At 71.4% G+C, this 24,510-nt stretch carries 14 protein-coding genes and 1 pseudogene; 9 read left to right on the top strand and 6 right to left on the bottom strand.

Annotated features, from left to right (window positions below):
* Positions 1-29: 29 nt before the first annotated feature.
* Both ACT6XY_RS16800 and ACT6XY_RS16795 read right to left on the bottom strand, forming a co-directional pair.
* On the bottom strand, positions 30-758 hold the full coding sequence (locus tag ACT6XY_RS16800; RefSeq protein WP_444749478.1) for a TVP38/TMEM64 family protein: 729 nt from the start codon (positions 756-758) through the stop codon (positions 30-32).
* Positions 759-767: 9 nt separating this feature from the next.
* On the bottom strand, positions 768-2,234 hold the full coding sequence (locus tag ACT6XY_RS16795; RefSeq protein ID WP_444749477.1) for a dihydrolipoyl dehydrogenase family protein: 1,467 nt from the start codon (positions 2,232-2,234) through the stop codon (positions 768-770).
* A gap of 207 nt (positions 2,235-2,441) precedes the next feature.
* Between ACT6XY_RS16795 and ACT6XY_RS16790 the strand changes: the two genes are divergently transcribed.
* The 3 genes from ACT6XY_RS16790 (at position 2,442) to ACT6XY_RS16780 (ending at position 6,561) form a co-directional block, all read left to right on the top strand.
* Positions 2,442-3,407 (top strand): radical SAM protein, encoded by a 966-nt coding sequence (locus ACT6XY_RS16790; RefSeq protein ID WP_444749476.1) that lies wholly within the window; start codon positions 2,442-2,444, stop codon positions 3,405-3,407.
* The gene (locus ACT6XY_RS16785; RefSeq protein WP_444749475.1) at positions 3,404-4,042 is read left to right on the top strand and encodes a hypothetical protein; all 639 of its coding nucleotides are present in this window, start codon (positions 3,404-3,406) and stop codon (positions 4,040-4,042) included. Before ACT6XY_RS16790 ends, ACT6XY_RS16785 begins: the two co-directional genes overlap by 4 nt.
* 104 nt (positions 4,043-4,146) lie before the next feature.
* Positions 4,147-6,561 (top strand): glycogen/starch/alpha-glucan phosphorylase, encoded by a 2,415-nt coding sequence (locus tag ACT6XY_RS16780; RefSeq protein ID WP_444749474.1) that lies wholly within the window; start codon positions 4,147-4,149, stop codon positions 6,559-6,561.
* Between the two features lie 6 nt (positions 6,562-6,567).
* Here ACT6XY_RS16780 and glgX read toward each other — a convergent pair whose 3' ends face one another.
* Positions 6,568-8,619 (bottom strand): glycogen debranching protein GlgX, encoded by a 2,052-nt coding sequence (gene glgX / locus ACT6XY_RS16775; RefSeq protein ID WP_444749473.1) that lies wholly within the window; start codon positions 8,617-8,619, stop codon positions 6,568-6,570.
* A 181-nt stretch (positions 8,620-8,800) separates the two neighbouring features.
* On the opposite strand from glgX, the gene glgA reads away from it, so the two are divergent.
* The gene (glgA, locus tag ACT6XY_RS16770) at positions 8,801-10,336 is read left to right on the top strand and encodes a glycogen synthase GlgA (RefSeq protein WP_444749472.1); all 1,536 of its coding nucleotides are present in this window, start codon (positions 8,801-8,803) and stop codon (positions 10,334-10,336) included.
* A 20-nt stretch (positions 10,337-10,356) separates the two neighbouring features.
* Here the strand turns inward: glgA and ACT6XY_RS16765 are convergent, their stop codons facing one another.
* Complete coding sequence (locus tag ACT6XY_RS16765) at positions 10,357-10,662, bottom strand: DUF2934 domain-containing protein (RefSeq protein ID WP_444749471.1); 306 nt, start codon at positions 10,660-10,662, stop codon at positions 10,357-10,359.
* A gap of 147 nt (positions 10,663-10,809) precedes the next feature.
* Between ACT6XY_RS16765 and glgB the strand changes: the two genes are divergently transcribed.
* Both glgB and malQ read left to right on the top strand, forming a co-directional pair.
* Entirely contained in the window at positions 10,810-12,996 is a 2,187-nt protein-coding gene (gene glgB, locus ACT6XY_RS16760; RefSeq protein ID WP_444749479.1) for a 1,4-alpha-glucan branching protein GlgB, read from the top strand.
* 1 nt (position 12,997) lies between these two features.
* Entirely contained in the window at positions 12,998-15,022 is a 2,025-nt protein-coding gene (gene malQ / locus ACT6XY_RS16755; protein ID WP_444749470.1) for a 4-alpha-glucanotransferase, read from the top strand.
* Here the strand turns inward: malQ and treZ are convergent.
* Positions 14,999-16,750 (bottom strand): malto-oligosyltrehalose trehalohydrolase, encoded by a 1,752-nt coding sequence (treZ, locus tag ACT6XY_RS16750; protein ID WP_444749469.1) that lies wholly within the window; start codon positions 16,748-16,750, stop codon positions 14,999-15,001. The two genes, malQ and treZ, sit on opposite strands and share 24 nt — an antisense overlap.
* Positions 16,747-19,443 (bottom strand): malto-oligosyltrehalose synthase, encoded by a 2,697-nt coding sequence (gene treY / locus ACT6XY_RS16745; RefSeq protein WP_444749468.1) that lies wholly within the window; start codon positions 19,441-19,443, stop codon positions 16,747-16,749. Before treY ends, treZ begins: the two co-directional genes overlap by 4 nt.
* 290 nt (positions 19,444-19,733) lie before the next feature.
* Here treY and ACT6XY_RS16740 point away from each other — a divergent pair, with 290 nt between their 5' ends.
* The 3 genes and pseudogenes from ACT6XY_RS16740 to ACT6XY_RS16730 all read left to right on the top strand — a co-directional run.
* Positions 19,734-21,698 (top strand): HlyD family efflux transporter periplasmic adaptor subunit, encoded by a 1,965-nt coding sequence (locus ACT6XY_RS16740; protein ID WP_444749467.1) that lies wholly within the window; start codon positions 19,734-19,736, stop codon positions 21,696-21,698.
* A gap of 10 nt (positions 21,699-21,708) precedes the next feature.
* A complete protein-coding gene (locus tag ACT6XY_RS16735) occupies positions 21,709-23,856 on the top strand; it encodes a peptidase M50 (protein ID WP_444749466.1) in 2,148 nt (715 codons plus the stop codon).
* A 6-nt stretch (positions 23,857-23,862) separates the two neighbouring features.
* Positions 23,863-24,510 (top strand): annotated as a pseudogene (locus ACT6XY_RS16730) (prepilin peptidase); the annotation flags it as partial.

Genomic DNA, 24,510 nt, shown 5'->3' with positions numbered 1-24,510 from the left:
GCCCGAGGCCGATCGTCTCCGCGCCCATGTCACCCCGCCTCGCCGCCGTCGCGCCTCTCCAGCCAGCGCCGCAGCGGGATCGCCGCCAGCGAGAGGAGGGCGAGGCCGCCGAGCCCGGCGAGGATCTCCGGCGTCAGGATCGACGCCGGGCTGATGGTGCCGCCCTGGTCGAGCACCGAACCGAGGCCCGCTCCCGCCAGCGAGAAGACCGCTGTCGCGGGGATGACGCCGACGAAGGTCGTCGCGACATAGGTGGCGAGCGGCACGCCGACGAAGGCCGGCACCAGGTTGACGAGGAAGAAGGGGAATAGCGGCACCAGCCTCAGCACCAGCAGGTAGGAGGCGGCGTTGCGGCGGATGCCCGCGGCGAGCCGCGCCGCAGGCTGGCCGAAACGGTCGAGGGCGTTGGCGCCGAACAGCGTGCGCGCCAGGAGGAAGACCAGGGTCGCGCCAATGGTCGCCGCCGTCACGGTCAGCGCCGTGCCGAGCGCCGCCCCGAACAGGAAGCCGCCGCCCAGCGTCAGGAACACCGCGCCGGGGACGGAGAAGGCGACGGCCAGGGTATAGACCGCGACGAAGGCCGCCGCGGCCAGGACGCCGTTGGCCGCCACCCAGGCGGCGAGCGTTCCCCGGTGGGTCCGCAGCGTCTCCAGCGACAGATAGTCCGCCACCCCCGACCAGCGCAGGCCAACGAGCACGACCACCGCCGCGAGGGCGATCCAGACACGCCGGTCCGTTGCGAGAGCGCGGGGCGACATGGGGCCTCCTCAGGGGATGATGCGCTGGAGGAAGCCGACCACGGCGCGCGTCGTCGGGCCGAAGAGCTTCGCCGTGAAGTGGCTCCCCGCGGCCCGTTTCGAGGCTTCCGACAGGGTCGGATAGGGCAGGACGAGGCCGGCCACGGCGCCGATCTTCGCGCCGGAACTGATGGCGAGGGCCCAGAGGCCGATCATCTCGCCGGCATGGGGGGCGACGATGGTCGCCCCGAGGATGCGGCCCCGTGCGCCGAGGACGACGCGGACGAAGCCGTCGGTGCGGCGCTCCGCCTGCGCCCGGTCGTTCATCGACAGGGGCGAGGAGAGGACCTCCACCGCGTGGCCGTCCTTGCGGGCCTCCGCCTCCGTCAGGCCGACCTGCGCGAGTTCGGGGTCGGTGTAGGTGACCCGCGGCAGGGCGGCGTAGTTCACCTTGGCCGGCAGCAGGAACAGCGCATTGCGGATGACGATGCCCGCCTGATAGCCGGCGGCATGGGTGAATTGCGGTCCGCCGCAGACGTCGCCGATGGCGAAGACGGAGCGGTTGCTGGTCCTGAGCCGCGCGTCCACCGTGATGCCCTTGTCGCCCGTGGCGATGCCGGCCGCCTCGAGGCCGAGGCCCTCGACGTTGGGCCGCCTCCCCGTGGCGACGAGAAGGTGGCTGCCGGTGATCGCCGGCGCGCCGTCGGCGAGGTCGACCGCCACGCCGTCCGCGGTGCGCCGCACGGCCGCGACCTTGCGGCCCTCCATCAGGGCGACGCCGTCGGCGAGGAGCGCCTCGCGCACCACGGCAACCGCGTCCGGTTCGTCACGGCCCAGGATCGCCTGCTGCTCGATCACGGTGACCTGCGATCCCAGCCGGCGGAAGGCCTGCGCCATTTCGACGCCGATGGGCCCGCCGCCCATGATGACGAGGTGGTCAGGCCGCTGCCGTAGCCCGAAGATCGTCTCGTTGGTGAGATGGCCGCTCTCCGCGAGCCCCGGCACTGGCGGGACGGCCGCGCGCGAGCCCGTCGCCACCACGAAGCGTCGCGCCCGGATGCGCCGGCCGCCCGCCTCCACCGTGCGGGTGTCGAGAAAGCGCGCCGCTGCCCTGATCACCATGACGCCGAGGCCCTCGAAGCGCTCGACGCTGTCGTGCGGCGCGATGGCGGCGATGACGCCGTGGACGTGGTCGTGGACCGTGTCGAAGCGAATCTCCGGCGCGGGAAAGGTGACGCCGAAGGCCGCGCTCGCGGCCGCGGCATGGGCCTTGTGGGCGGCGGCGATCAGCGCCTTCGAGGGCACGCAGCCCGTGTTGAGGCAGTCGCCGCCCATCTCGCCCTTCTCGATGAGGACGACGGAGGCACCCATCTGCACCGCGCCTGCCGCGACCGAGAGGCCGGCCGAGCCCGCGCCGATGACGCAGATGTCGCAGGAGACGCTGTCGCCGTTCAGGGTCGGTCGCCTGGCGGCGGAGGGGGAGGGGGCAGTGTCCATGGCCTGTGTGAACCTTTCAGCGTCCGGCATGTTTCCTTCGGGCGGGAGGGTGGCCGCGTTTCGCCCCCTCACACGAAGTTGTCGCCGCCACCGCCTCCGCCGCTTGAATCACCGGTCGCCATCGTGACACCAAAGGTGGCTCCCCGCGTAACGATTTGCGGCCGGGATGCGAACGGCGACGAAGCGACCCCCACGGAGTGCAGCCTTTTGCAGCAGACCACCCGAGAGCCAGGCGGCCGGACCATCGGCAAGTTCGAACATCCCGCCGTCACCGCTAAGGGCGAACGGCGCGCCGCCGTGGCGCTGAAGCGCCTCGAGACGCTGTGGTTCAACACCGGCACGCTCTGCAACATCACCTGCAGCAACTGTTACATCGAGAGTTCGCCGAAGAACGATCAACTCGCCTATCTGACGCTCGCCGACGTGCAGGCCTCGCTCGACGAGATCCGCCGTGACGGCCTGCCGGTGACGCTGATCGGGCTCACCGGCGGCGAGCCCTTCATGAACCCACAGATCATCGCGATCCTCCAGGCGGTGCTGGAGGCGGGCCACGAGACCCTCGTGCTCACCAACGCCATGCGCCCGATGATGCGCCACCGCGCCGCGCTGCTCCGGCTGCGCCAGGCCCATGGCGCCAGGCTCCGCATCCGCGTCTCGCTCGACGACTACCGCGCTGTCGTCCACGACGCCGAACGTGGTCCCGGGGCTTTCGCCAAGGCGATGGACGGGCTGCGTTTCCTCGCGGGCGGCGGCTTCCGCCTGGAGCTTGCCGGCCGCCGGCTCGCCGCCGACGCGGAAGCGGGTTCGCGCGAGGGCTATCGCCGCACCCTCGCCGCGGAAGGCATAGCGCTCGACTGGGACGATCCCGTCAGTCTCGTCGTATTCCCCGAGATGCGTGCCGACGCCGACCCGCCGGAGATCACCGAGGCCTGCTGGGGTATCCTCCACAAGAGCCCGGACGACGTCATGTGCGCCTCCGCCCGCATGGTGGTGCGCCGCAAGGGCGCGGCCGGCCCCTCCGTGCTCGCCTGCACGCTGATCGCCTACGACCCCGCCTTCGAACTCGGCGCGACCCTTGAAGAGGCGGCCCGGCCGGTGCCGCTCAACCATCGCTTCTGCGCCACCTTCTGCGTGCTCGGCGGCGCTGCCTGCGGCGCTGCGACGCCGGCGTGACGGTTGCGGTCGAGCAGCGGCGGACGGCGGCCGTCGATCCGCCGACCTTCAGCGTCGTCGTGCCGCTGGCGGCGGACGAACCGGCGCCCGGGGAGCTGATCGCGCGCCTGCCTGCGGACATGGAGGTGATTCTCGCGCGCGGCGGCACCCGCGCCGAGGCCCTCGATGCCGGCGCCGCCGCAGCCCGTGGTGCCTTCCTCTGGTTCGTCCATGCCGACACGCGCCTGCCGCAGGACGCGGTCGAGGCCCTGCGCGCCGCCGTCCGGCGCGATCCCGGCGCCCTGCTCTTCTTCGACCTTTCCTTCGACGGACCCGCCGTCATGGCGCTGAACGGCGCGGGGGCCCGCCTGCGCTCGCGTCTCCTGCGCCTGCCCTTCGGCGACCAGGCGCTGTGCATCGAGGCGGGTCTGTTCCGGCAACTCGGAGGCTATCCCGCCGTCCCCCGCGGCGAGGACCACCTCCTCGTCTGGCGCGCCCATCGTGCCGGCGTGCCCGTCCGGCCGGTCGGGGCGAGCGTCACCACCAGCAGCCGCCGCTACCGCACCCGCGGCTGGGCCCGCACCACGGCGCTGCACCTGGCCCTGACCGTCCGCCAGGCCGCACCGGAATTCCTCGCCTGGCTCCGCGGCCGCTGAAGCCGGGTGGTATCCGGGGCCGGTTGCCGGCCCACGCGCCCGCAGCGTAACGCTGTCAGAGGTTCTCGGAGGGGAATCGCCCGCGCCCGCGAGAAGGTTTCGTCATGCACCAGCCTGCGTCCCGCTCCGCCCTGCGACAGACCCTGCTCGGCAAGCTGCGCTATTCCGTCGGCCGCTTGCCGGAGGACGCCGCCGATCACGACTGGCTGACCGCCGCCATCCTCACCGTGCGCGACGCGATGGTCGATTCCTGGCGCCCGCCCTCCACCCCGGTCGGCAAGCGCGTCTACTACCTGTCGCTCGAATTCCTCATCGGCCGCTCGCTCAACGACTCCCTCAGCAATCTCGGTCTGCGCGAGGCCCTGCGCGACGTGCTCGCCGAGTTCGGCCAGTCTCTCGACGCGCTGGAGACGCTGGAGCCGGACGCCGCCCTCGGCAATGGTGGCCTCGGCCGCCTCGCCGCCTGCTACATGGAATCCATGGCGACCCTCGGCGTGCCGGCCATCGGCTACGGCATCCGCTACGAACACGGCCTCTTCCGCCAGGCCATCGAGCAGGGCGAGCAGGTGGAGCGCCCGGAGGACTGGCTCTCCTTCCGCAATCCCTGGGAGTTCGAGCGCAGCGACCGCGCCTACGAGATCGGCTTCGGCGGGCGGGTGGAACAGGGCGAGGGCGACGCCGCCCGCTGGATCCCCGCCGAGCGGGTCCTGGCGGTCAGCTACGACATGCCGGTGGTCGGCTGGCGCGGCCAGGCGACGACGACGCTGCGGCTCTTCCGCGCCCGCGCCCTGGAGCCGCTGTTCCTCGAGGCCTTCAACCGCGGCGACCTGGCCGGGGCCGTGTCGGAACGCGTGCGGGCCGAGGCCATCTCCCGCGTCCTCTACCCGAACGATTCAACCCCCGAGGGCCAGGAGCTCCGGCTGCGGCAGGAGTATTTCTTCACCGCCGCCGCGCTGAATGACCTCGTCCTGCGCCATGTCCGCGACGGCGAGGACCTGCGCACGCTGAACCGCCGCGCGGCGATCCAGCTCAACGACACCCATCCCGCCCTCGCCGTCGCCGAACTCATGCGCCTCCTGGTGGACGACTACGGCCTTCCCTGGGACGAGGCCTTCGAGGTGACGCGCGGCAGCATCGCCTACACCAACCACACGCTCCTGCCGGAGGCGCTGGAGACCTGGCCGGTGACGCTGATGGAGCGGCTGCTGCCGCGCCACATGCAGATCATCTTCCGCATCAACGCCGTCTTCCTCGACGCCGCGGCGCGCATACCCGGCCATCCCGACCTCGCCGAACTGTCGCTCATCGACGAGCACCACGGCCGGCGCGTGCGCATGGCCCATCTCGCCTTCGTCGGCTCGCACAGCGTCAACGGCGTCTCCGCCCTGCATTCGCGGCTGATGGAGGAGACGGTCTTCGCTCCCCTGGCGAAGATGGCGCCGGGCCGCATCCGCAATGTCACCAACGGCGTCTCGCCGCGGCGCTGGCTGATCGGTGCCAATCCCGCCCTCGCAGCCCTCGTCGCCGAGACCTGCGGGCGGGAGCGCCTGGACGACCCGGTCGACCTCGCCGATTTCGCCGCCCATGCCGGCGAATCCGGCTTCCGCGACCGGCTCGGCGCCATCAAGCGCGCCAACAAGGAGCGTCTCGCCGGCCAGCTGAGGGACCGCCTCGGCCTCGCGGTCGATCCCTCCTGGCTCTTCGACGTCCACATCAAGCGCATCCACGAGTACAAGCGCCAGCTGCTCAACATCCTCGAGACCATTGCCCTCTACGACACGCTGCGCGCCGAGCCCTGGCGCGACATCCCCCCGCGGCTGAAGATCTTCGCCGGCAAGGCGGCGTCGAGCTACGTCACCGCCAAGTCCATCATCCGCCTGATCAACGACGTCGCCGCCGTCATCAACCGCGACCCCGTGACGCGCGACCGGCTGAAGGTCGCCTTCGTGCCGAACTACAACGTCAGCCTCGCCGAGTTGATCATCCCGGCCGCCGACCTCTCCGAGCAGATCTCGACGGCCGGCATGGAGGCCTCGGGCACGGGCAACATGAAGTTCGCGCTCAACGGCGCGCTCACCATCGGCACTCTCGACGGCGCCAATATCGAGATCGCCGAGCGGGTCGGGGAGGACAACATCGTCATCTTCGGCATGACGGCCGCGGAGGTCGCCGAGGAGCGCCGCGCGCCGCGCCGGAGCGAGGACATCCTGCGCGGGGATTCCCGCCTCGCCGACGTGCTGGACGCGGTCGCCTCCGGCGCCTTCTCGCCCGGCGAGCCCGAGCGCTACCGGCCGCTGGTCGAGGCGCTGAAGCGCGACGACACCTTCATGGTCCTCGCCGATTTCGCCGCCTATCAGGCGGCCCAACGCCGGGTCGACGGCCTCTGGCGCGATCCCGGCGCCTGGCAGGGCATGGCCGCCGCCAACATCGCGGGATGCGGCTATTTCAGCGCCGACCGCTCCATCCGCGACTATGCCCGCACCATCTGGGACCTGCCCGCCGCCGACTGGCGCGGCTGAGCCGCGTCAGGCGAGCACCATCAGGGAGCGGGGCCCGAGGATCACCGCGCCGTCCTCCGGGTTGCCGCCCTCGTCTTCCGTGCGCACCTGCACGGTCCAGCCCTGTCCCCCGGCCCGCTCCGGGAGGGTGAAGGACACGCCGTTCTCCGAGGCGTTGAACAGGACCAGCGCTTCGGAGAACCCCTCGGTCACGTCCGGGCACACCATGAACAGCGCGATGGCACGGGCGAGGTCGTCGTCCCAGTGCTCCTCCTCCTGATCGCCGCCCGCCGGATTCAGCCAGCGCAGCACCACCTCGTCGCGGAAGCCGGCGCGGCGGAAGATGGCGTTCTCGGCGCGCAGCCGGATCAGGTCCTGGACGAAGCGGATCATCGCCTCGCCCTCGGCACCGACCGCGTCCCAGTTGAGCCAGCCGATCGGGTTGTCCTGGCAATAGGCGTTGTTGTTGCCGTCCTGCGAATTGGCGAACTCGTCGCCCGCCAGCAGCATCGGCGTGCCGTGCGAGAGCAGCAGCGTCGCCATCAGGTTGCGCATGTGGCGCCGGCGCAGGGTCTGGATCGCCGGATCGTCGGTCGGGCCCTCTACGCCGAAGTTGATCGACAGGTTGTGGCCGTGGCCGTCGCGATTGTCCTCGCCGTTCGCCGCGTTGTGGCGCTCCTCGTAGGTGGCGAGGTCGGCGAGGGTGAAGCCGTCGTGGGCCGTGACGAAGTTGACGCCCGCCCAGGGCCTGCGCCCGCGCTGGTCGTAGATGTCGCCGGAGCCGGTGACCCGGGCCGCCATGTCGCGCAGGAGGCCGTTCTCGCCCTTCCAGAAGCCGCGAATCGTGTCGCGGTACTTGTCGTTCCATTCGGCCCAGCCCGGCGGGAAGCTGCCGACCTGGTAGCCGCCCGGCCCGATGTCCCAGGGCTCGCCGACGAGCTTCACCTTGCGCAGCACCGGGTCCTGGCCGACGGCGTCGAAGAAGCCGCCGCGCGGGTCGAAGCCGTGCGGCTCGCGGCCGAGGATGGTGCCGAGGTCGAAGCGGAAGCCGTCGACCTCCATCACCTCGACCCAGTAGCGCAGCGAATCCAGCACGAGCTGCAGCACGCGGGGATGGCTGGTGTTGACGGTGTTCCCGGTGCCGGTGTCGTTGATGTAGTAGCGGTGGGCGTCCGGCATCGTGCGGTAGTAGGAGAAGTTGTCGATGCCGCGGAACGACAGCGTCGCGCCGCGCTCGTTGCCCTCGGCGGTGTGGTTGTAGACCACGTCGAGGATCACCTCGATGCCGGCGTCGTGGTAGGCGCGGACCATGTCGCGGAACGAGGCAAGGCCTTTCCTGCCGAGATAGCGGCCCATCGGTGCGAAGAAGGCGATGCTGTTGTAGCCCCAGTAGTTCCTGAGGCCGAGGTCCTCCAGCCGGTGGTCGTCGGCGAAGGCGTGGATCGGCAGCAGCTCGACCGAGGTGACGCCGAGGCTCTTCACGTGGTCGATGATCGCCCGCTGCCCCAGCCCGTCGAAGGTGCCGCGCAGCGCCTCGGGCACGGCCGGGTGGAGCTGCGTCATGCCGGCGGCATGGGTCTCATAGAACACCGTGCGGTCCCAGGGCACCCGCGGGCCCGCCGGACGGGCGGCGTCGAGGCCGAAGTCGCTCACCACGCCTTTCGGCATGAAGGGCGCGCTGTCCTGCTCGTCGAAGGTGAGGTCGGCGTCCTCCTCCGTACCGAGGACGTAGCCATAGACGGCCGGGTCCCAGGCGATGGTGCCGTGCAGCTGGCGCGCATAGGGATCGATCAGAAGCTTGTTCGGGTTGAACCGGTGCCCCTCCTCGGGGCGGAACGGCCCGTGCACCCGGTAGCCGTAGAGCTGGCCCGGCTTCAGCCCGGGGACGTAGCCGTGCCAGACCTCGTCGGTATATTCCGGGAGGGTCAGCCGTGCGGTCTCGGTGCGGCCGCTCTCGTCATAGAGACAGAGCTCCACGCGGTCGGCATGGGCGGAGAACAGCGCGAAATTGACGCCGTCGCCGTCGAAGGTCGCGCCGAGGTCATGGGGGACGCCCGGCGTCATTCGCGTTGCTGTCATGGGGGGTTCTTAAGGCTCTCGCGGGCAGGCGATCTGCACGTTCTGGCGAGCAACGCGATCGTCCGGACGGGGTTCCCCGGACCAGCGATCGGGCCGGACTCTTTTTTGCATCGCAACAGGAACTTCGTCACTCGCCCTGTCGTTGTAGTCGCGACCTCCCTTGAATCTCCGCGAGCGTACCATGCAGGTCTTCGAGAGCCCTTCTGAAGAGCCTCTGATTGCTGCCGATCCCGCCGTCGTGCCGGAGGCGTCCGCCGCCCCGCAGGAAAACCCGCAGGCGCCGCCGGCCCTCGGCGGCAAAAGGCCGCGTGTTCTCTTCGTCACGCCCGAGATGGGCGACTTCATCAAGGCCGGTGGCCTCGGCGAGGTCTCCGCCTCCCTGCCGCGCCAGCTCACCCGCCTCTGCGACGTCCGCGTGCTCATGCCGGGATACCGGCAGGTGCGGCGCAAGGGCGGGTCGATCGACGTCGTTCGCTCCATGCCGGCCTCGGCCGGCCTGCCTGCCTGGTCGCTCGGCCGCCTGACCCGTCCCGACGGTCTCGTCGTCTATGTCGTCCTCTGCGACGAACTCTACGACCGCGACGGCTCGCCCTATGGCCCCTATGGCGCCGGCGACTTCGCCGACAACGACGTGCGCTTCGCCCGCCTGTCGCTGGCGGCCGCGGAGGTCGCGGCGGGTGAGGCCGACCCCAACTGGAAGGCCGACATCCTCCATGCCCACGACTGGCCGGCAGCCCTTGCGCCGCTGTACCTCGCCACGCGCGAGGGCCGCGACAAGCCGGCCACGATCCTGACGATCCACAACCTGGCCTATCAGGGGCTTTATGGCGCCGACCGGCTGCACAGCCTCGGCATTCCCGACGCCGCCTTCACCTCCGAGGGGGCCGAGTTCTATGGCCAGCTCTCCTTCCTCAAGGCCGGCATTGCCTTCGCCACGCACCTCACCACCGTCAGCGAGACCTATGCGCGCGAGATCACCACGCCGGAGCACGGCTGCGGCCTCGACGGCATGCTGCGCCGCCGCTACGCCGCCGGTGAGCTGACCGGCATCCTCAACGGCATCGACGACCGCATGGTGATACCGCCGGAAGAGGCCCTCGACCCCAAGGCGCTGAGCGAATGGAAGCGCGCCAATGCCAGGAAGGTGCGCAAGATCTTCGGCCTGACGCCCTCGCGCGGCCCGCTCTTCGCCGTCATCTCGCGCCTCGTCCACCAGAAGGGCGTCGACCTCGCGGTGGAGGCGGCGGAAAACATCATCGCCGGCGGCGGCCAGCTGGTCGTGACAGGGCGCGGCGAGCCGGAGCTCGAGGCGGCCGTGGAGCGCCTCGGCGAACGTCACCCGGACGCGGTCGGCGTCCATATCGGCTTCGACGACGAGGAGGCGCGGCAGGTCTTCGCCGGCAGCGACTTCCTGCTCATGCCCTCGCGCTTCGAGCCTTGCGGCCTCAGCCAGATGTATGCGCAGCGCGCCGGAAGCCTGCCGATCGCCTACCGCACCGGCGGCCTCGCCGATACCATCGACGACGGTCGCTCCGGCTTCCTGTTCTCGAGCCTCTCCTCGTCGAGCCTGGGCGGCGCGGTCGACCGGGCACTCGGCGCCTATCGGCGCCGCGCCGACCTCATCGCCATGCGGCGCAACGCCATCGCCAAGCGCTTCGACTGGACGGGCGCGACGGCGCGCTACGCCACCATCTATTCACGGGCACTGGAGGCGTAACTGCCCTTGTTTCCCTCGGCTCACGGTTCTTTCCGTTTGCGTCGCCCCGAGCCGGCCCCGCTGGGCGCCGAGGGCGAAGCCTTGCCGTCGGGTGCCTCAGAACCTGCCGCGGCGGCGCGCGGAGCCCGGGTTTTGGCCGCGGGCTTTCCGAGCACGGCGGTCGCCCGCTCCAGGGCGGACTCCGTCGGCGTGGCGGTGGCGGAGGTCGGCTGCGCCGCCGTCAGCTCCCGCTCCGCGGCCTCCCAGTGGGCCTCGGCCCGCCCCGGCGGGCGGCCCTCCGCTTCCCAGATCTCATAGGCTCGCTTCTCGATCATCATGCGCGACATCCGCCGCCTCCTGTTCCGTCTCGCCGTGCCGCATCCCCTTGGGTCGGCCCGGCATCCCTTTGCCATCGCGCCCCGGGCAGGCCGGCCTGCCCGGAGGGAGGCGGCCACGTGGTGATCCGCCGCTCCACTCCGCGCGCCAGCGAGACCGTGGCCGCGCCCGGGACCAGCCTGCCGCAGGGCGTGGTGAACGCCCTGCTCGCCGGTACCCACGGGGATCCCTTCTCCGTCCTCGGCCCCCACCGGGAGGGGACGGGCCTGCGCATTCGCCAGGCCCTGCCCGGCGCCTATTATGCGGAAGTCGAGCCCGCAGGCGGTGGTCCCTCGACACCGCTCGCCGAAACGTCACCGGGCTTTTTCGAGGCGCTCCTGCCCGAGCCCATCGACTACCGCCTCGTCGTGCACTGGGCAGGCGCGGTTCAGCGCACCGTCGACCCCTATGGACTGCCCGCCATGCTCTCCAGCGACGACCTCCACTGGTTCGCCGAGGGGCGGCACCGCGACCTTGCCAAGCGGATGGGGGCGGTGCCCTGCCGGCATGCCGGCCACGAGGGCGTCGGCTTCGCCGTCTGGGCACCGAACGCGCGTGCCGTCTCCATCGTCGGCGACTTCAACGGCTGGAACCCGGCCCGCCACCCCATGCGCCGGCGCTGGGAGGCGGGGGTCTGGGAGCTGTTCATTCCAGGTCTCGCGCCGGGCGCGGCCTACAAGTTCGCCATCACCGGTCCCTCCGGCGAACGCCTGCCCTGGAAGTCCGACCCGCTGGCGCGGCGCACCGAGCTGCCGCCCCGTACGGCCTCCATCGTTGCTGCTCCGCCGCGATTCGCCTGGACCGACGGGGAGTGGATGGCGGCCCGGGCAGAGGCCGACGACAGCCGCCGCCCCATGTCCATCTACGAGGTGCATGTGGGTTCATGGCTGCGCACCCATGACGGCCATGAGGGCAGCTGGACCGAGGCGGCCGACCGGCTGATCCCCTATGTGCAGCATCTCGGCTTCACCCACGTCGAGCTGATGCCGATCACCGAATATCCCTTCGGCGGCTCCTGGGGCTACCAACCCCTGTCGCTCTTCGCGCCCACCGCCCGGCTCGGCGATCCCGCCGACCTCGCCCGCTTCGTCGACCGCTGCCATGCCGCGGGGATAGGCGTCATCCTCGACTGGGTGCCCTCGCATTTCCCCGGCGACGCTCACGGCCTTGCGCGCTTCGACGGCACGGCGCTCTACGAGCACGAGGACCCGCGCGAGGGCTATCACCCCGACTGGAACACGATGATCTACAACCTGGGGCGCCGCGAGGTCCGCGGCTTCCTGATGGCCTCGGCGCTCTGGTGGATTCGCACCTTCCACCTCGACGGGCTGCGCGTCGACGCCGTTGCCTCCATGCTTTACCGCGACTACAGCCGCCAGCCCGGCGAGTGGATCCCCAACGTCCATGGCGGACGGGAGAACCTCGAGGCCGTTTCCTTCCTGCGCGAGCTGAACGACCTCATCGACGCGGAGGGGGAGGGCGCCGTCGTCATCGCCGAGGAATCCACCGCCTGGCCGGGCGTCACCGCGCCCACCGACGAGGAGGGGCTCGGCTTCCACTTCAAGTGGAACATGGGCTGGATGCACGACACGCTGCGCTATTTCGGGCGCGACCCGATCCACCGCGGCCACCATCCGAACGACCTGACATTCGGCCTCGTCTACGCCCATTCCGAGCACTACGTGCTGCCGATCTCCCACGACGAGGTCGTGCACGGGAAGGGCTCGCTCATCGCCCGCATGCCCGGCGACGACTGGCAGCGCTTCGCCAATCTCCGCCTCCTCCTCGGCTGGATGTGGGCCCATCCCGGCAAGAAGCTGCTGTTCATGGGCTGCGAATTCGGCGCCGAGGCCGAATGGAACGCCGATGCGCCCTTCCCCTGGCCGGCGGAGGACGCCCTCCTGCCGCGCGGCGCGATGCAGTTCGTCGCCGACCTCAACCGCGCCTATCGCGACATTCCCGCCCTCCATCGCCGGGACCGCGAACCCGACGGCTTCCGGTGGATCATCGCCGACGACCGGGACAACCAGGTCTTCGCCTTCTTCCGCAGCGACGGCACCGACGAGGTTCTCGTCATCGCCAACATGACGCCGGTGCCGCGCGCCGCCTATCGCGTCGGCGTGCGCGAGCCCGGCTTCTGGCGCGAGGTCGTCAACAGCGACGCGGTAGCCTATGGGGGCTCCGGCCTCGGCAACGGCGGCGGCGTCGAGGCCGCTCCCGAGCCCTCTCACGGGGAGGCCTTCTCCCTGAGACTCACCCTGCCGCCGCTCGGCATCCTCATCCTGAAGCCGGAAGGACGCGGCTGACATGCGCGACGACGACCTTCGCGACCTCGCCCGGCGTTCCGGCATCGCGCTCGACTGGCGGGACCAGCGCGGCGAGATCCGGCCGGTTTCCATCGACACGCTGAGGGCCATCCTCGCCGCCATGGACGTGTCGCCCGACCAGCCCGCGGGCGCCCCCTCGGTCAGGGACAGACCCCTGGTGACCACCCGGGTTGGACGGCAGGTCTCCCTCGGGAGCGCGGGTTTCTCCGGCGACGCAGTCGCGCTGGAAGACGAGCGGGGCGCCGGGGTGGCGGTGACGCTCTCCGCCGACGTCTCCGGGACGGTCATGCAAGCTCCCGCGACCCCGGGCTACTACCAGGTCCACCAGGCCGGCCGCACCGTGACCCTGGCGGTGGCGCCGGCGCGCGGCCCCACCATCGCCGAACGGCTCGGCGGGCGGGGCTGGGCCCTCGCGGCGCAGATCTACGCGCTGCGATCTCGCCACGACGGCGGCATCGGCAATTTCGGCGGCGTCGCCGCGCTGGGAGCTGCGGCGGGGGCGCGCGGCGCCGACGCCGTCGCCGTCAGCCCCACCCATGCCCTGTTCGGCGCGGCGCCTGGGCACTTCAGTCCCTATTCGCCCTCGACCCGCCTCTTTGCCAACCCGCTCCATGCGGACCCGGTCCTCGTCCTCGGCGCCGATGCGGTCGAGGCGGCCATCCGCGAGGCGGGGATCGGCGCCGACATGGAGGCGCTGGAAAGCACTCCCGCCGTGTCGTGGGAGGCGGCGACGCCGGTCCGGCAGGTCCTCCTCGACCATCTGCACCGGCGGCTCGCCGCATCGGGCGGTCCGCTCGCCGCCGACTTCGCCGCCTACCGCGCCGCCGCGCCGCAGGCCCTGATCGACCACGCCACCTTCGAGGTGCTGCAGGGCGCCATGCTGCGCGAGGACGCCGGCCGCTGGCACTGGCGCACCTGGCCCGACGCTTTCGCCGACGCCGCGTCTCCCGCGGTCCGGGCGTTCCGGCAGGAGCATGCGGAGGCCGTCGACCGGCAGGTCTTCGCGCAATGGCTCGCCGAGCGCTCGCAACAGGCGGCCCAGGCCCGCTGCCGCGAGGCCGGCATGCGCATCGGCATCATCGCCGACCTCGCCATCGGCGTGGAGGGCGCCGGCAGTCAGTGCTGGAGCCGCCCTGCCGATATGCTCACGGGGCTCGGGATCGGCGCCCCGCCGGACTACTATGCCGCCGAGGGGCAGAACTGGGGCCTGACCACCTTCTCGCCGACGGGCCTTGCCCGCAGCGGCTTTGCCGGCTTCATCGCCATGCTCAGGGCGAGCCTCGCCCACGTCGGCGGCCTTCGCATCGACCACGTCATGGGCTTCGACCGCCTGTGGATGGTGCCCGAAGGCGCCTCCGCCACCGAGGGCGCCTATCTCGCCATGCCGTCGGAGGACCTGTTCTGCCTCACCGCGCTGGAGGCCCTGCGTCACCGGGCGGTGGTCATCGGCGAGGATCTCGGGACGCTGCCCCACGGCTATCGCGAGAAGCTGCAGGCGGAGGGCATCGCCGGCATGCGCGTGCTGCGCTTCGAGCGCGACGACCACGGCCATCGCCATCCGTCCAACTGGGATGCCGACGCCATTGCCATGACCTCCACCCACGACATGATCGCCACGGCCGGCTGGTGGCGCGGGGTCGACCTCGACCCTGACGACGCGGCAGGGCAGGGCGCGCGCGCCTGGGACCGGGGTCTGTTCTGGGGGTCGGCGGAGGAAGCGGGCCTCGTCTCGTGCGAGCGCCCGCCAGCCGACGCGCCGGACGCGGTGGTCGATGCCGCCGTCGCCTATGTGGGGGGAACGCCCTCGGCCCTCGCCGTCATTGCGGTCGAGGATGTGCTCGGCCTCGACGTCCAGCCGAACGTGCCGGGCACCACGGCCGAGAAGCCGAACTGGCGCCACCGCCTGCCGGGTCCGGCCGCGAGACTGCTCGATGATCCCGCCGCCGGCCGGCGCATCCAGCTCCTGCAGCAGCGGCGCGGGTCAAGCCCGCTCGATGCTCCATAGCGCCGTCCAGGGGCCGAGCCGCCCCTCAGCCCAGCCCGGTCCTTCCGACCACAGGATGTCGCCTGCCGGAGCCTCGCCATGCCGCCGCGCCTCGGCCGAGAGGTTGAGGAGCAGCGAAAGACGGCTGTCGCCGCTGCGCCAGGTGACCGTGATCACCCCCGCGTCCGTCACCTCCCCGTCGCCGGCGGCCATGGCCGAGAGCAGCGGCACGACCCGCTCGCGCCGGACCGCGAGGATGCGGCGATACCAGGCGAGCGTCTCCGCATGGGGCTGGCGGGTCCGCTCCGACCAGTCGAGCTTGGAGGCGAGGAAGGTCTCCCGTGCGGTGGGGTCGGGAATGGCGGCCCGCCGCGCGGGGTCGGCGAAGGCGGAGAAGCGCTTGAACTCGGCGCGCCGGCCGTCCCGCACCGCGTCCTTCAGGTCGTCGCCGAGGTCGCAGAAGAACTGGAACGGCGCGCTCGCGCCCCATTCCTCCCCCTGGAACAGGAGCGGAATCTGGGGCGCCAGCAGGAAGGCGGCGGTTGCCGCCCGCACCGCCCCAGCCTCCGACTCGTGATGAATGCGGTCGCCGAAGGCGCGGTTGCCAATCTGGTCGTGGTTCTGCAGGAAGGCGACGAAGGCGGTCGGGGACAGGTCCCGGCAGGGCGCACCGCGCTCCGCTCCCCGGTAGGGCATCGGCTCGCCCTGGAAGGCGAAGCCCTCGGCAAGGGCGCGGGCGAGGCGGTCAGCCCGGCCGGCATAGTCGCCGTAATAGCCCTCGTCCTCGCCGGTCACCGCGACGTGCAGCCCGTGATGGACGTCGTCGTTCCACTGGGCCCGGTAGTCGCGGCGCAGCCAGGCGGGTTCGTTGTCCTCGTTCTCGACGATGAGGTGAAGCGGGCGCCCCGCCGGCAGCCGCGCCACGGCGGCGGCGATCTCTGCGAGGATGTGGTTGGGACTGTCGTCGCGGATCTCATGCACGGCATCGAGGCGCAGGCCGTCGAAGCCGTAGTGCTCCAGCCAGAACAGCGCGTTCTCCACTGCGAAGGCGCGCACCTCGTCGCGGCCCTCGGCGTCGAAATTGACCGCCGCTCCCCACGGGGTCTCGTGCGCCTCGTTGAACAGCGGCGCATAGAGGGGGAGGTAGTTCCCCTCCGGCCCGAAGTGGTTGTAGACGACGTCCAACAGCACGGCCATGCCGTGCTCGTGGGCCGCATCGACCAGCGCCTTCAGGTCCTCCGGCCGCCCGTAGGGCGTCGCCGGCGCGAAGGGCAGCACTCCGTCATATCCCCAGTTCCGCTCACCCGGAAAAGCCGCCACCGGCATGATCTCGACGGCCGTGATGCCGAGCTCGGCGATGGCAGGCAGGCGTTCGATGGCCGCCCGGAACGTGCCCTCCGCCGTGAACGTGCCGATGTGGAGCTCGTAGAGCACGACCTCCTCCCAGGGCCGGCCGGCCCAGGGAGCGGCCGGCTGGGCTAAGGGCGCGACGACCTCGCTGGGGCCGTGCACGCCCTCCGGCTGGAAGCGGCTCGCCGGGTCCGGAACCTTGAGCCCGTCGGGCAGCACGAAGCGATAGCGGCTGCCGGGCCCTGCCGGGTGCTGGAGCAGGTGCCAGCCGTCGGGCCTGCGGGTCATGACGCCGGCGTCCGCCCCGTCCACCTCCAGCCTCACCACCTCCGCCTTCGGCGCCCAGAACCGGAACAGCGTCCCTTCGGGGGTGACCAGCGGACCGAAACGCCGGGTCATGCGGCGCCTCCCGCGCTGGCGACGAGGACGGCCACGGGCAGCGCCGTCAGCACCTCGCCGACGGCAAGGCCGCCCGCTGCGGCCGTGATGTCGCGCCGGCGCAGCACGTCGTGATAGCGCCCTTCCGGTAGGGCGACGGTGCCGGACGGCGCCGCGCCGCCGGGAAAGCGATGCGCCACGACGATGATCCGGTCGCCCCGCTCGCCGCGCATGAAGGCGACGAGGCCGTCGTCCTCGGTGGCGAGCGCCTCGTAGGGGGCCGCGAAGAGGGCGGGACTTTCGCGCCTCAGGCTGAGGAGGCGCTGGATCGCCGCCGTCTTGGCGAAGCCCGACAGCACGTCCTCGGCGGTCAGCGCCCGGTCGCGGCTCGCCGTAGCCTTTGCCAGCGCCTCGCGCCGCCGGCTGAAGTCCACCGGCCGCCGGTTGTCCGGATCGACCAGGCTGAAGTCCCAGGATTCCGCGCCCTGGTAGATGTCCGGCACGCCGGGAATGGTGAGCTTCAGCACCGCCTGCGTCAGGCTGTTGGCCGCTCCCGCCGCGGCGATACCCGCGACGAAGGCAGAGAGGTCCTGGGTGAAGGCCTCGTCGGCGAAGAGCGCGTCGACCACCTCCGTCAGCGCGCTCTCGTAGGTCCCGTTCGGGGCCGCCCAGCCGGTGTTGAGCTTCGCCTCCCGCACCGATTTCTCCATGGCCGCGCGCACCCTGTCGCGCAGCGTCTCGCCGTCGTCACCGGCCGCGTCTCCGTGCGGCCACAGGCCGATCAGCGTCTGGAACAGCAGCATGAGGTCGGCCGGGTCCGGCGTGGTCTCGCGGTCGCCGAAGGCCTGCGACAGCCGCTCGGTCCAGCGTTCCACGGCCGCGACATAGGCGGGCGGCGCGCTCGCCAGCACGGCGAGGCGGGCGCGCAGGTCCTCGCCCCGCTTGGTGTCGTGGGTGGAGGTGGTGAGCAGCGTCAGCGGCGCGTCCTTCTGCCGGCGCCGGTTAGCCTCGTGGAAGGCGGCGGCCGTCACGCCGAGGCGGCCGGGCTCGCCGCCCACCTCGTTGGCGGCGATGAAGCGCATGTAGCGGTAGAAGGCGGTGTCCTCGACGCCCTTGGCCATGACCGGGCCGGTCACCTGCTGGAAGCGCATGGCGAAGACGACCACCTCCTGCCGGCTGTAGCCGCTGCCCGGCTCGTCGACGATGTCGGTGGTCAGCAGCGCGGCGAGGAAGTCGTAGACGGAGGCGTCGATGTCGCCGTTGGCGATGCGCGCCTCGGCCACCGCGCGCAGGATCTCCTCGCGGTCGGCGGTCGTCGCGCCTTCCTCGTCGATATAGGTCCGGTACACGCGGAAGGAGGCGATGATCTCGCGCAGCGCCCGCCTCAGCCCGTGGCGGGTGAAGTCGGCGCTGAGCGGGTTCGACTGGGCGATGCGCGCCGCGGCGGTCGCCAGTGACGAGAGCTCGCTGGCGAACTCGTTGTCGAGGCAGGTGAGCTTGGCCTCGCGCGCGATGCGGCTGAAGGCGCGCCGGTCGCCGGTGTAGCGGCGGTAGAACTGGGTCAGCGCCGCCTCGCCCTTCGGATCGATCATCAGCCCGGTGAGGAGGTTGGTCGTCTCATAGCCGGTGGTGCCGTCGGCGAGCCAGTCCTCGCGCAAGGCCTCGTGGGGGCCGAGGATCTTCTCCACGTGCAGGGTGATCGGCCGCGGCGCCTTGGCGCGCACGCGCAGGCAATAGGCCTTGGGGTCGTAGAGCCCGTCGATATGGTCGATCCTCAGGCCGTCCAGCACGCCCTCGGCGATCAGCTGGAAGACGAATCCGTGGGCGTGGTCGAACACCGCCGGCTGCTCCATCCGGAGGCCCGCGAGCTCGTTGACGTTGAAGAAGCGACGGTAGTTGATGTCGTCGGCTGCGACGCGGAAGAAGGCGATGCGCCAGCGCTGCTGGGCGATGAGCCGGTCGAGCCTCGCCCAGGACGCCTGGTCGCCCGGCGTTCCGTGGAAGCGCGCGAGCGCCTCGTGCAGCGCCCGGCGCACCTCCGGCGAGGCCTCCACCTCGGCGCGCAGCCGCTCGCGCAGCTCGCGCGCCCGCTCCTTCTCGTGCGGGCGGAAGGCGCCGATATGGGCGAAGGCGTCGCCGAGCCTCTCCAGCACCCGGTGGCGCCGGCCGAGGATGTCGCCGTAGAGTGCCGGATGCACCGGCAGCACGTGGCTGTCATAGGCGGTGACGTCGAAGCCGCCGCGGGACGCGTCATAGGCGAGGGAGAGGTGGCCGCCGGCGAGCGCCGCGCCATACTGTTCGCCGAGCACCGCGACCAGCACCTTGCCGGCGAGGCCCGGCGTATCCGGCTGCCAGTCGATATCGAACCAGCCGGCGAAGTCCGAGCTCTCGCCCCATTCCAGCACGTCGCGCCAGAACGGGTTGTCGGCGCCCACGCCCATGTGGTTCGGCACGAAGTCGAGGATGAGGCCCAGCCCGTATTGCCGGAGCTCGGCGCAGAAGGCCTCGAACTCGGCGACGCTGCCCAGCTCCGGGTTCAGCCTGTTGTGGTCGACGATGTCGTAGCCGTGGGTGCTGCCCGCCCGCGCCAGCAGGATGGGCGAGGCATAGACGTGGCTGACGCCGAGATCGGCGAGGTATGGGACGATCTCCGCCGCCGCGGCGAAGCCGAAATCGCGATGGAACTGAAGCCTGTAGGTGGCCCTCAGGGGCATGCGGGCCTCGCCTGTGCCTGGATGGAAGAAACCAGACAACGCACGATGGCCGGATTCGTTCAGGCGGGGCGGCAGGCGGCGGCGTCTCAGTCGGAGAGGGCACGCGCGATGGCGGACGCGGCGCGGCGGGCGATGGAGTTGCAGGCTCCGAGCGATGGCATTGTAGAAGGCGGCGAACTCGCTGGTGCGGTCCTGCTTCGTCCCACAGAGCGCCAGTTGAACGAGCAGTTCAGCAATCCGCACGTCGAGCGCGGCGCCCGTGACCTGGCAGACTGCCAAACTGCCGCCGAATGCGAGCGAGATGCGACGGCTCCGCCTCTCGATTCCGTCAGGTTGACAAGCACCCGCACTTCGCATGCGATCAGCATCGAACGTGGCCGTTCCCGGAACCAGGAGCGGAGAGGGTGGAGCGTACGACCAAAGGCGCGATGCGCGACACGGTCGAGGACGCCTTTCGGGGCTCGGCCGAGCTATGGTCGGCCTTCGAGGCACCCGAGACACCGGCGCGTTTCCTGGCAACCTGGCTCGCTCTCCTGTGCCGGCAGGCGCCCGGTGCGCGGACCGGCCTTCTGCTGCTTCAGCGTGAGGACGGTGCCTTCGCCCCCGCGGCCTTGTGGCCGGAGGGTGCGCGCGACGTCACTGCGCTCGGTCCAGCCGCCGAACGCGCACTGACCCAGAGTCGGCCGGTTGTGGAGGGCGCAGCGGACGGCGTGACGCGGCTCGCCTGTCCGATCGCCCTGGAGGGCGCGGCGGGCGGTGTGGTGGCCCTCGAGTGCGATGCGCTGGCCGAGGCGGATCTGCCGGGACTGCTGCGCCGCATCCTCTGGGCCTCGGGGTGGATCGGCGCCTCACTCGCCCGCGCCGGAGGGATCGGCGGTGAGGAACGTGCCGCGCGCGGAGCCGCCGCCCTTCAGTCGCTTGCGGCCCTTCTCGACGAGAACGCGCTCGACGGCGCCCGCATGGCCTTCGTGAACGAGTTGGCCGAACGCCTCGGGCTCGACCGCGTCAGCCTCGGGCGGCGCAAGGGCTCGCGTGTCCGGCTGGTTGCGGTCTCGTCCTCGGCTTGGATCGACCGTCGCACCGAGCCGATGCGCCGGCTCGAGACAGCCATGGCCGAGGCCGCGATGCAGGACGACCGGGTGGCGACGCCACCGGAGCAAGGCCGCCGCCCGCGCATCGACGTCGCTCACAAGCGGCTTGCCGGTGAGGGCTCGGCCCGCGCCGTGGCGTCGCTGCCCGTCCGCGACCGCGGCCGCACCATTGCGGTCCTCACATGTGAAAGGGCGGGCGCTGAACCTTTCGATGCCGCCACGATGGAGACACTCGATCTTGTCGCCGCGCTCGCCGGCCCCATCCTCACCCTCAAGGAAAGTCGGCACCGTTGGGTCTCAGGCCGGCTGGTCGACGGCGTCACCGGCTTCGTGCACCGTCTCGTCGGCCCGCGGCGACCGGGCCTGAAGCTGGCGACCGCCGGCGCCCTGGTCGCGCTGGCCATCATGGCCACGCTGCCAGGCGATTTTCGGGTGGTCGGCCGCGCGACGCTGGAGGGCGCGGTGCAGCGCGCGGCCGTCGCCCCCTTTGCCGGTTATGTGGCGCGCGCCGTCGCCCGCGCCGGCGACCGGGTCGAGGAAGGCCAGCCACTCGCTGAACTCGATGACCGTGACCTGAGGCTCGAACGTTTGAAGGCCGAGAGCGAGCGCCAGAAGGCGGCACAGCGCCAGCGTGAAGCCCTGGCGCGGAGTGACCGCGCAGCTTTGGCCGTGACGGCGGCGCAGATCGCCCAGATCGACGCAGAGATCGGGCTCGTCGACGCCCGTCTCGCCCGCGCCCGCATTGTCGCACCACTGACCGGCCTGGTGGTGTCCGGCGACTACAGCCAGCTCCTCGGCGCGCCTGTCGAGCAGGGCAAGGTGATGTTCGAGGTGGCGCCGCTCGATGACTTCCGCGTCGTCATCCAGACGCTTGATGCCGACATGCGCCATGTCGCGGTCGGCCAGCGCGGGCAGGTCGCCTTCGCCGGCTTCGCCGAAGCGCCCCTGCCGATCGTCGTCACCGCCGTCACCTCGGTGGCGAGCGCGCAGGATGGCCGAACCGTGTTCCGCGTCGAGGCACGGCTGCAGGGCGTCTCACCCGCGCTGAGGCCGGGCCTGGAGGGTGTCGCGCGGCTGGAGATCGGGCGGGCGCCGCTGCTTTGGATCTGGACGCGCGCCACCCTCGATCGGGCGCGGCTGACACTCTGGCGCTGGCTGCCGTGAGGCCGCGCCCGTGACCCAGCCGTTCCTCTCCTCGTCGTGGCACAGGGTCGCCGACCTGAAACCGAAGCTGCGCGCCGACCTTTCCGTCGAGGCGCACGACTATCACGACACCGTCTGGTACGTCGTGCGCGACCCGGCCACAAACCGCGTCCACCGCTTTTCGGCGCCGGCCTATGCCATCGTGGGCGCACTCGATGGCCGCACCACGTTGGACGATGCCTGGCGCCGGGCAGCCGAACAGCTCGGCGACGCAGCGCCGGGGCAGGACGAAGCGCTGCGCGTGCTCGCCCACCTGCACCAGCAAGACCTCCTGCAGGCCGGTATCGCCCCGGCGACGCGCGAACTTCTCGATCGTCTGACGCGACAGCGGCGCCAGCGACGTCAGCGCTTCTATCGCAACCCCATCGCGATCACCCTGCCGCTGTTCAGTCCGGACCGACAGCTCGCCCGGCTCGACCGGGCGACGCGCGGCCTGGGCTTGAAGACGGTCGCGCTCGTCTGGCTCGCGGTCGTCGTCCCGGGTCTCTTCGCCCTTGCACTGCATTGGGACGGGCTCACCGGGGCGGTCGCCGACCAGGCACTGACGGCGCAGAACCTCGCGCTCCTCGCCATTGTCTTCCCGTTTGCCAAGCTGTTGCACGAACTCGCGCACGGCTGGACCGCCAAACGCTTCGGCGGCTCGGTGACGGAATGTGGCGTCATGCTTCTGGTCTTCTACCCCGTGCCCTATGTCGACACGAGTTCGGTCCAGGGCTTTCCTGACAAGCGCCAGCGCGCTCTGGTGTCCGCCGCCGGTATGGCGGCCGATCTGTTCATGGGCGCGGCGGCGTTGCTGGTCTGGGCTGCAGCCGAGCCAGGGCTGACGCGCGCGATCGCGTTCAACTTTGCTCTCGTCGCCGGCTTCTCGACCCTTTTCGTCAACGGCAATCCACTTCTGAGGTTCGATGGCTATTTCGTGCTCTGCGACCTTGCCGAGACGCCCAACCTCGCCTCGCGTGCCAACCGCTGGTGGGGGACGCTGGCCGAACGACGGCTGTTCGGCGCCCGTACCGTGCAGCCCGATCCGGCGACGGGGGCGGAGCGACTGCTGCTCGCCTGCTACGCGCCGCTCTCCTATGTCTATCGGGTCGCGCTACTCCTTGCAGTCGGGCTCTACCTCGCATCCGAATGGTGGTTCGTCGGCGTCGCCGCGGCTCTCTGGGCGGTGGTGATCGGCCTCGTCGTGCCGATCGGCAAGCTCGTCAAGCACGTCGTTTCAGCACCGAGCCTCGCCGAGCGGCGTGGCCGGGCAGTCGGCGTCAGCCTGGCCGCCGTGACGGGGGCGGTCGCGCTTCTCGCCGCCGCGCCCGCCCCTCATCACGTCATCGCCGAGGGCGTCGTGTGGCTGCCCGAGGACGCGGTCGTGCGCGCTGGCGCTTCCGGCTTCGTGGAAGCGCTCCTCGCCAGGCCGGGCGAGCGGGTGACACGCGGCCAGCCGTTGGCGCGCCTCGCTGAGCCGTTCCTGGTCGCTGAGCGTGAGGTGGCCGCTCGCAAACTGGCAGAGGTCGATGCACGGCTGGAGATCGAGCGCTTCGGCGACCAAAGCCGACTGGAGATCCTGCAGCGAGAGCGCGATGCGGCCGTGGGCGACCTCGCCCGCCTGGACCAGCGGTTGTCCCGCCTCCTCGCCCGCGCGCGCGCCGATGGCCGCTTCGAGGCGCCGCTGGCAGCCGATCTCCCGGGTCGCTTCCTTGCCGAAGGGGCGACGCTCGGCCACGTGCTGCCGGACACCGCACCGCGGCTGAAGGCGATCCTCTCGCAGGATGACGTAGACCTGGTGAGGAGCCGCACCCGGAGCGTCGTCGCTCGCTTTCCCGGTCGGGCGGAAGCAATCTTCGAGGCGCGCGTCGAGCGCCAGATCCCAGCGGGGCTCGACCGGCTTCCGAGCCCGTCGCTCGGGCCGCTCGGCGGGGGCGGCGCGCTGGTCGACCCGCGCGACCCCGACGGCCTTCGCGCGCTGCAACGCTACTTCGAGGTGGACCTGGCGCTGACCGCCCCGCCTGCAGAGGCGCTGTTCGGCGCCCGGGCTTTGGTGCGCTTTGACCTCGAGTGGGAGCCACTGGGCGTTCAGGGCTGGCGCCGTCTGCGCCAGTTGTTCCTCAGCCGGCTGCAGACCTGAGGCCCGATGGCGGTGATCCTTTCGGCCCTGCCTCCGTTTCGCCCCTTGCGCCCCTGGCTGTCGCCCGACCGCGCCGACGCGCCGACGGTCGAGCGACGACCGCCTGAACCGCGCTGGTGGGATCGCGGCCTGGCGCTGGTCGCCGTGCAGTTCCGCCGGCGCTGGCACGAGGCCGATGCGCGCGGCAGGCGGGTGGTCCGGCTGACACTGGCGCGCGAGGCCACCATGGCGGCACGCGATGACGCTGGCCTTCTCGCCGCGGCGGCGGCACTGCGGCCTCGGCTGGTGGCCCAGGGCTTCACGCCCCGTCTGGTGGCGGAAAGCTTCGCGCTGATCCGCGAGGCGACCTTCCGCCGCCGGGGTCTGCGCCATCATGCCGTGCAGGTCCTCGGGGCGGAGGCGATCCTGCGCGGACGGATCGCCGAGATGGCGACTGGCGAGGGCAAGACCGTCACCGCCGCGCTGACGGCCGGCTGCGTCGCGCTCGCCGGCGTGCAGGTCCATGTCATCACGGTCAACGACTATCTGGTGGCGCGTGACGCGGCGGAACTGACACCGGTCTTCGAGGCGATCGGGCTGACGGTCGGCGTGGTTTTGGCCGGTCAGAGCCCGGCCGCGCGCGCCGCCGCCTACGCCTGCGACATCGTCTACGGC

This window comes from Phreatobacter sp., assembly GCF_052440005.1.
Classification (GTDB): Bacteria; Pseudomonadota; Alphaproteobacteria; order Rhizobiales; family Phreatobacteraceae; genus Phreatobacter.
The sequence above is the reverse complement of the archived record's forward strand: the minus strand, read 5'-3'. Positions and strand labels throughout refer to the sequence as shown.